The sequence below is a fragment of the Aquabacterium sp. genome, assembly GCF_036279655.1.
Taxonomy (GTDB): domain Bacteria; phylum Pseudomonadota; class Gammaproteobacteria; order Burkholderiales; family Burkholderiaceae_C; genus Aquabacterium.
Window position 1 is genome coordinate 1 of sequence record NZ_DASUIT010000103.1, and the last position, 6781, is coordinate 6781.

Sequence of the window (6781 nt, forward strand, 5' to 3'; positions counted from 1 at the left end):
CAGTACCTGTTCTCGCGCATGGCCCGTCTGGCCCCCATCTCGGGCTATGCCCATGGGCTTGATGCCATCCGTTTCCTGGTGCTGCCCATCGGGCTGATGCTGCTGGCTAGCCTGGCCGGGCAGGCGCGCTTTTATCGCACCCTTTTCCTGGAAGAGGCGGGCAAGGACTATGTGCGCACCGCGCGGGCCAAGGGCCTCAGCGAGCGCCTCGTCATGAGCCGCCACGTGCTGCGCAATGCCATGCTGCCCATCATCACCAGCGCGGGCGGGGCCTTGCCGGGCCTGTTCCTGGGCGGGCTGCTGACCGAAAGCTTCTTTGGCTTGCCGGGCCTGGGCGCCTACACGGTCGATGCCATTGCCAGCCAGGACTTCGCCATCGTGCGGGCCATGGTCTTCCTCGGGTCGGTGCTCTACATCGTCTCCAACATCCTGATCGACGTGGCCTACACCTGGGCCGACCCGCGCGTGCGGATGCAATAAGGCAGGGCACTCCATGGATTTCAAAGTCGTTGTCTTGTGGACGGATGTGGTGCTCTGGGTGATGCTGGGCCTGCTGGCCCTGTACATCCGCCATGTGCGCCGCGATGAGGCCTTGCGGGCCACCTGGCGCAAGGTGTTTGTCGGCCCGGCGGCCATGGCGTCGGCCGTGGTGCTGATGGCCATGCTGCTGATCACCCTGCTCGACAGTCTGCACTTTCGCAGTGCCTTGCCGGCCGTCCAGGGGGGCGAGGTGGCCTATGACACGCGCACACGCTCGGTGATGGATGTGGCCCTGGCCGGCCTGGTCGAGGGGCGCGAGAACAGTTATTCTTCTCCGCTGGCCACCCATGGTTTCGTCAAGGAAACCGTGCCCCCCAAGGCGGGCAGCAAACCCCAGTTGGACGAGCATGGCGTGCCCATGTTGCCCAAGCGGGCCTTCCCGCGCTTGCGCCATGGCGGCGAGCACCTGCAGGACACCGACAAGGACTGGCTGTGGGACGTGCTCTGGCGCGGCGCCCTGGGTGTGGCGGCGGGCCTGGCCGTGGGGGGCACCATCGGCTGGCTGGCGCGGCCGCTGTGGCAGTGTGCGCCCGTGGAGGGCGCGCCGCCCCCGCTGGCCTGGCGTTCGGCCTGGATCACCCTGACCACCTTGCTGGTGCTGGGCGGCCTGTCCATCGCATGGTCCACCGGCTACCACGTGCTGGGCACGGACCGCACCGGCAACGATGTGCTTTACCTGTCGCTCAAGAGCGTGCGCACGGCGTTTGTCATCGGCAGCCTGGCCACGGTGGCCACCTTGCCCCTGGCGCTGGGCCTGGGCATTGCCGCAGGCTACTTCAAGGGCTGGGTGGACGACCTGATCCAGTATGTCTACACCGTGCTGTCCTCGGTGCCCAACATCCTGCTGATCGCGGCTTGCGTGCTGATGGTGCAGGTGTTCCTGGACAAGCACCCCGAGCTGTTCGAGACAGGGCTGGAGCGGGCGGATCTGAAGATCTTCCTGCTGTGCCTGATCCTGGGCCTGACCGGCTGGGCGGGCCTGTGCCGCCTGCTGCGGGCCGAGACACTCAAGCTGCGCGAGCTGGAATACGTGCAGGCTGCCACCGCCTTTGGCGCAGGCCCCTGGCGCATCATGCGCCGCCACATCCTGCCCAACGTCATGCATTTGGTGCTGATCACCACGGTGCTGGAGTTTTCCAGCCTGATCCTCTATGAGGCGGTGCTGTCCTATGTGGGTGTCGGGGTCGATCCGTCCATGAACAGCTTTGGCGGCATGATCAACCAGGCGCGCCTGGAGATGTCGCGCGAGCCGGTGGTGTGGTGGTCTTTCATGGCGGCGTTCGTCTTCATGGTGGCCATCGTGTTGTCGGCCAATCTGTTTGCCGATGCGGTGCGGGATGCCTTTGATCCGCGTGCCCGCGTGTTCCGCCCCTTGAGCAGGAGAAGCCATGCTGCAGCTTGACGATGTGCAGGTGGTGCTGGACGCCGATGCCGGCCTGGTGCGCGCCCTCGATGGCCTGAGCCTGACCCTCAAACGCGGCGAGACCTACGCCCTGGTGGGCGAATCCGGTTGCGGCAAGAGCATGACGGCGCTGGCCCTGATGCGCCTCTTGCCTGACAACGGTGACATCGCCCGGGGGCGCATCGCGCTGGGCACGCCCGCGCCCGCGCTGGACGCCAAGCCCATGGAGCTGCTCAGCCTGCCCGAGTACGAGATGCGCCGCATCCGTGGCGGGCGCGTGGGCATCATCTTCCAGGAGCCTGCCACCAGCCTGAACCCGGTCATGCGGGTGGGGGACCAGATCGTCGAGGCCATCGAGACCCACACCAGCCTGCGGGGCGAGGCTGCCCGCGCCAAGGCCATCGACTGGTTGCGCCGCGTGGGCATCCCCGAGCCCGAACGCCGCATCGACAGCTACCCCTTCGAGATGAGCGGGGGCCAGAAGCAGCGCGTCATGATCGCCATGACCCTGGCGGGCGAGCCCGAGTTCCTGATCGCCGACGAGCCCACCACCGCCCTGGATGTGACCATCCAGAAGCAGGTGCTGGACCTGCTGCGTGACCTGCAGCGCGAGCGCCAGATCGGCCTGCTGCTGATCACGCACGATCTGGCCGTGGTGGCCTCCATGGCACACCGCGTGGCCCTGATGTATGCCGGCCAGATCGTGGAAGAAGCCCCGGCTGAGGACTTCTTCCGCCACCCGGCGCACCCCTATGCGCGCTTGCTGCTGCAGGCACTGCCCGATGTGGACCGACGTGGCCGCCCGCTGGTGGCCATCGGGGGCACCGTGCCGCCGCTGTGGCAGCAGTTCGAGGGTTGCCGCTTTGCGCCCCGGTGCGACTGTGCGAAGTCCCGCTGCCAGAGCGATGCGCCCGAGCTGCAAGGCACGCGCGAGCGCAAGGTGCGCTGCTGGTTCCCGCTCAAGCCCGGTGATGCCGATCCGGTGGCGACACTGGCGCCCGAGGCGGCCCCGGCCCGGCCTGCGGTGGCCACCGCGAGTGCCCCCGTGCTGGAGGTGCGTCAATTGGGTGTGCGCTTCCAGTCGGGTGGGGGCTTCCTGCGGCCGCGCCACGGGGTGCAGGCGGTGGAGGATGTGTCCTTTGCCATCCATGCCGGTCAGACCCTGGCCCTGGTGGGCGAGTCGGGTTGTGGCAAGACCACCTCGGGGCGGGCCATCGTGCAATTGCTGCGTGGCCAGCCACAGATCCAGGTCACCGGGCAGGCCTGGCTGGATCAGGGGGCCGGCGCGCGTGTCGATCTTTTCGCCTTGAGTGGCCAGGCCTTGCTGGACGCCCGCAGGGCGGTGCAGATGGTGTTCCAGGATCCCTTTGCCTCGCTCAACCCGCGCATGCGCGTGGCCGAGGTGCTGGAAGAAGGCCTGCTGACCTTGCGGCCCGACTGGTCGGCCCAGCAACGCCGCGCACGGGTGATGGAACTGGTCGAGCGGGTGGGCCTGCGGGCCGATGTGCTCAACCGCTTCCCGCACGAGTTTTCAGGCGGGCAGCGACAACGTCTGGCCATTGCCCGCGCGCTGGCCGTCGAGCCGCGCGTGCTGGTGTGCGACGAGCCCACCTCGGCGCTGGATGTGTCGGTGCAGGCGCAGATCCTCAATCTGCTGCGCGAGATCCAGGGCCAGTTGGGCCTGGGCCTGCTCTTCATCACCCACAACATGGGGGTGGTGTCCTACCTGGCCGACCATGTGGCCGTGATGAAGCAAGGCCGCATCGTGGAGCAGGGCACGGCGCTGCAGGTCTTGCAGCACCCGACACACGAGTACACCCGCACCTTGCTCGACGCGGTGCCCAGACACCCCGTCTGAGCCCGCCGACCGGGCGGGGGCTTCAGCCGCGTGGTTCGCAGCGCACCTCGGCACCCACCTGCAGCCGCCCGCCGGCCAGCACCCGTGCCGTGAGCCCACCATGGCCCCGCATGGCGTTGTAGCCACCCGGCCCCAGCAGATCCTCCATGCGCGAGCAGGGGTCGCAGGGGCCGGTGATCTCCAGCACCACCTCGGGGCCCAGGCGCAGCACCATGGGCTTGTTCTTGAACAGGCTGCGGGCGGCCAGCAGGTTCACGCCCGACACCACCAGATTGCGACGCAGGTCCAGCGGGTCCACCCGCGCCAGTCGGGCCATGGCCGCGATCACCGGCAGGTGCTCGGCCTGGATCAGGGTGACCTGCCGCTTGCTGCCCCCGGGGCGCGAGGGCGCACGCCGGGCGCTGCGGTCGCCCTCCAGACCCCGGTCCACCAGGGCCTGTGTCGACTCGACCAGGAGGGCACTCTGGCGGCGCTCGGGGCGCACGATGATGGCCTCCAGGCGGCCGGCATGTGGGAACTGCTGAACCAGATCGTGAAGGCTGCGTGGGGGCGTGGCAGGGGGCATGAGGGGCAAAAAGCGTGAGTTGCAGCGACAATGCGCGCATGACCATCGATCAAGACACCATCATCGCCGATACCCGCCAGTGGCTCAACAAGGCCGTCATCGGCCTGAACCTCTGCCCCTTTGCCAAGGCCGTCGAGGTCAAGAACCAGATCCGCTACGTGGTGTCGACCGCCGACACGCCCGAGGCGCTGCTGGAGCAACTGCTGGAGGAGTTGGCCTTTCTGCGCGATGCCGATCCCGCCCAGGTCGAAACGACCTTGCTGATCCACCCTGCCGCGCTGACCGACTTCCTGGACTACAACGACTTCCTGGAGGTGGCCGATGCCGCCGTGGAGGACATGGGCCTGGACGGCGAATTGCAGGTGGCCAGCTTTCACCCCGACTACCAGTTCGACGGCACCGAGCCCGACGACATTGAGAACTACAGCAACCGCTCGCCGTACCCCACGCTGCATCTGCTGCGTGAAAGCAGCATCGACCAGGCCGTGGAAGCCTTCCCCGACGCGGCCAACATCTACGAGACCAATATGGAGACCCTGCGCAAGCTGGGCCATGAGGGCTGGAAGAAGCTCTGGGCGGTGTGAGGCCCATGTCGGCAGCACGCATGCCCTGGTGGGGCCCGGCACGGGTGCCTTTTTTGCTGCTGACGCCGGCCTGCATGGCCCTGGGTGTGGCCTGGTGCTGGTGGCAGGCACGTCTGCTGGGCGCCGAGTTGGCCTGGCCTCAGGCCGCCCTGGCTGTGCTGGGCGCGCTGGCGGCCCATGTCAGCGTCAACGCCTTCAACGAGGTCAGCGACTTCAAGTCCGGGCTGGATCAGCGCACCTTGCGTACGCCCTTCAGTGGCGGCAGCGGCACCTTGCCCGCGCAGCCCGCGCTGCTGCCGGTGGCGTGGTGGATGGCCGTGGGCGCGCTGGCCCTGGCGGCGGCCATCGGCCTGTATTTCCTGATCGGTCGGCCCAGCCTGCTGTGGTCCCTGACGCCGCTGGGGCTGCTGGGTGGGGCGCTGGTGGTGGTCTACACCCCCTGGGTGACACGCCACCCCTGGTTGTGCCTGATCGCACCAGGTGTAGGCTTTGGACCCCTGATGCTGTGGGGGACTTCGCTGGTGCTGGGCGCTGAGCTGTCGTGGCCCACCATCGTGCTGTCCTTGATTCCGTTTTTCCTGGTGAACAACCTGCTGTTGCTCAACCAGTTCCCTGATGTGGAGCCGGATCGGTCCGTGGGCCGGGTGACCTTGCCCATGCACCTGGGGCGGCCGGGCTGCGTGCCGGTGATTGCGGCGCAGTATGTGCTGGCCTATGGGGCCCTGGTTACGGGCATCGCGCTGGGGTGGTGGCCCATGGGCTCGGCCCTGGGGCTGTTGACCCTGCCCATGGCGGTGGCTGTGTGGCGGGGCGCGTCAGCGCATGCCGACAACATGTCGGGCCTGCTGCCGGCCATGGCCCTGAATGTGGGGGTGAACCTGCTCACGCCGGTGCTGGTGGCCGCAGGCATGGTGTTCCAGGGCTGACAAGCCTGAGCAGGGGCCGGTTTGCCGGCCTCAGGACACCAAGGGACGTGCTGTGCGCTGATAGTGCAGCAGACGGCCTCGGTAGGCAGGCCCTGGGGACGCGTGGTCTTCGATGGCCGTTTCATCCATTGTGTAGCCCATCTCGCGCATGTGCCGATGAAAGTGTCCGCGATTGCCCCGGTTGGGATCGACGATGAGCACTTCACAGGCTTCGCTGGCATGGTGCTCGATGAAGTGGGCCAGCATGCCGGTTTCGTCGCGCTCGTACAGCACATCACTGCCGATGATCAGATCGAAGGGGCCTTTCAACTGGGAGTCGACTGTGTCGCTCCAGTTGCCCTGGCAATAGGGCAGGGCGGGCAGCTCATTGAGGTCCAGGTTCTGCTGCAGGAAGGCGCCCGCCAGAGGGTGGCAGTCGCTGGCCGTGATGTCGGCGCCACGGCGGTGGCTGACCAGGCTGGCCAGGGCCAGGCCGCAGCCGATTTCCAGGATGCGTTCACCGGCCCGCACCGGGCGGCGGGCCATGGCAGCGGCCAGGTGCATGCCCGAGGGCCACAGCAGGCCGAAGAGCGGCCAGGTGGCCGACGAGATGCCCAGGGCTTCAGCCGAGCCGTCGGGGTCGCTGAACTGCTGTCGATCCAGCAGGGAGCGGATGTGCAGCAGCGCGACACCCTCGACCGTGATGTCTTCGTGTTTGACCTGATAGCCCGGCATCCGGAGCCCTTCGCATGGTGCGCGGCACCTGGATCGGGTACGGCGGGAAACAAAAAAACCTCCAGCGCGGCAGGCGTGCTGGAGGGCGATGGACTCAGTGTAACCGCCCTGATCGGGCCGTGCCTGGGCCAGGCTCAGAAGGGCATGGACAGCGTGGGCGCGAAGATGGCAATCGTCAGGCCCAGACCCACG

The 6781-nt window shown here is 67.7% G+C and carries 7 protein-coding genes; 5 read left to right on the forward strand and 2 right to left on the reverse strand.

Annotation, left to right across the window (positions count from 1 at the left end; genetic code table 11):
• The 3 genes from VFW84_RS12120 to VFW84_RS12130 form a co-directional block, all read left to right on the forward strand.
• Window positions 1-480 (forward strand): ABC transporter permease (locus tag VFW84_RS12120; protein ID WP_329680715.1); only part of this gene is annotated, 480 nt, incomplete at its 5' end.
• Window positions 481-493: 13 nt separating this feature from the next.
• Entirely contained in the window at window positions 494-1942 is a 1449-nt protein-coding gene (locus VFW84_RS12125) for an ABC transporter permease (RefSeq protein WP_329680716.1), read from the forward strand.
• A complete protein-coding gene (locus VFW84_RS12130) occupies window positions 1929-3800 on the forward strand; it encodes an ABC transporter ATP-binding protein (RefSeq protein WP_329680717.1) in 1872 nt (623 codons plus the stop codon). The genes VFW84_RS12125 and VFW84_RS12130 overlap by 14 nt, the downstream gene beginning before the upstream one ends.
• A gap of 22 nt (window positions 3801-3822) precedes the next feature.
• On the opposite strand, the gene VFW84_RS12135 is transcribed toward VFW84_RS12130, so the two are convergent.
• A complete protein-coding gene (locus VFW84_RS12135; protein ID WP_329680718.1) occupies window positions 3823-4365 on the reverse strand; it encodes an MOSC domain-containing protein in 543 nt (180 codons plus the stop codon).
• Between the two features lie 38 nt (window positions 4366-4403).
• Here VFW84_RS12135 and VFW84_RS12140 point away from each other — a divergent pair, with 38 nt between their 5' ends.
• Both VFW84_RS12140 and VFW84_RS12145 read left to right on the forward strand, forming a co-directional pair.
• Window positions 4404-4949, forward strand: coding sequence for a DUF1415 domain-containing protein (locus VFW84_RS12140; protein ID WP_329680719.1), 546 nt, complete (start codon window positions 4404-4406; stop codon window positions 4947-4949).
• A 5-nt stretch (window positions 4950-4954) separates the two neighbouring features.
• Entirely contained in the window at window positions 4955-5875 is a 921-nt protein-coding gene (locus VFW84_RS12145; RefSeq protein ID WP_329680720.1) for a prenyltransferase, read from the forward strand.
• A 30-nt stretch (window positions 5876-5905) separates the two neighbouring features.
• Here VFW84_RS12145 and VFW84_RS12150 read toward each other — a convergent pair whose 3' ends face one another.
• Complete coding sequence (locus tag VFW84_RS12150) at window positions 5906-6589, reverse strand: SAM-dependent methyltransferase (RefSeq protein WP_329680721.1); 684 nt, start codon at window positions 6587-6589, stop codon at window positions 5906-5908.
• Between the last annotated feature and the right edge of the window lie 192 nt (window positions 6590-6781).

What these genes read in the sequence shown, in the direction of transcription:
- VFW84_RS12125 (WP_329680716.1), top strand. Translation starts at nt 494, where the DNA reads ATGGATTTCAAAGTCGTTGTCTTGTGGACGGATGTGGTGCTCTGGGTG.
- VFW84_RS12130 (WP_329680717.1), top strand. Translation starts at nt 1,929, where the DNA reads ATGCTGCAGCTTGACGATGTGCAGGTGGTGCTGGACGCCGATGCCGGC.
- VFW84_RS12135 (WP_329680718.1), bottom strand. Translation starts at nt 4,365, where the DNA reads ATGCCCCCTGCCACGCCCCCACGCAGCCTTCACGATCTGGTTCAGCAG.
- VFW84_RS12140 (WP_329680719.1), top strand. Translation starts at nt 4,404, where the DNA reads ATGACCATCGATCAAGACACCATCATCGCCGATACCCGCCAGTGGCTC.
- VFW84_RS12145 (WP_329680720.1), top strand. Translation starts at nt 4,955, where the DNA reads ATGTCGGCAGCACGCATGCCCTGGTGGGGCCCGGCACGGGTGCCTTTT.
- VFW84_RS12150 (WP_329680721.1), bottom strand. Translation starts at nt 6,589, where the DNA reads ATGCCGGGCTATCAGGTCAAACACGAAGACATCACGGTCGAGGGTGTC.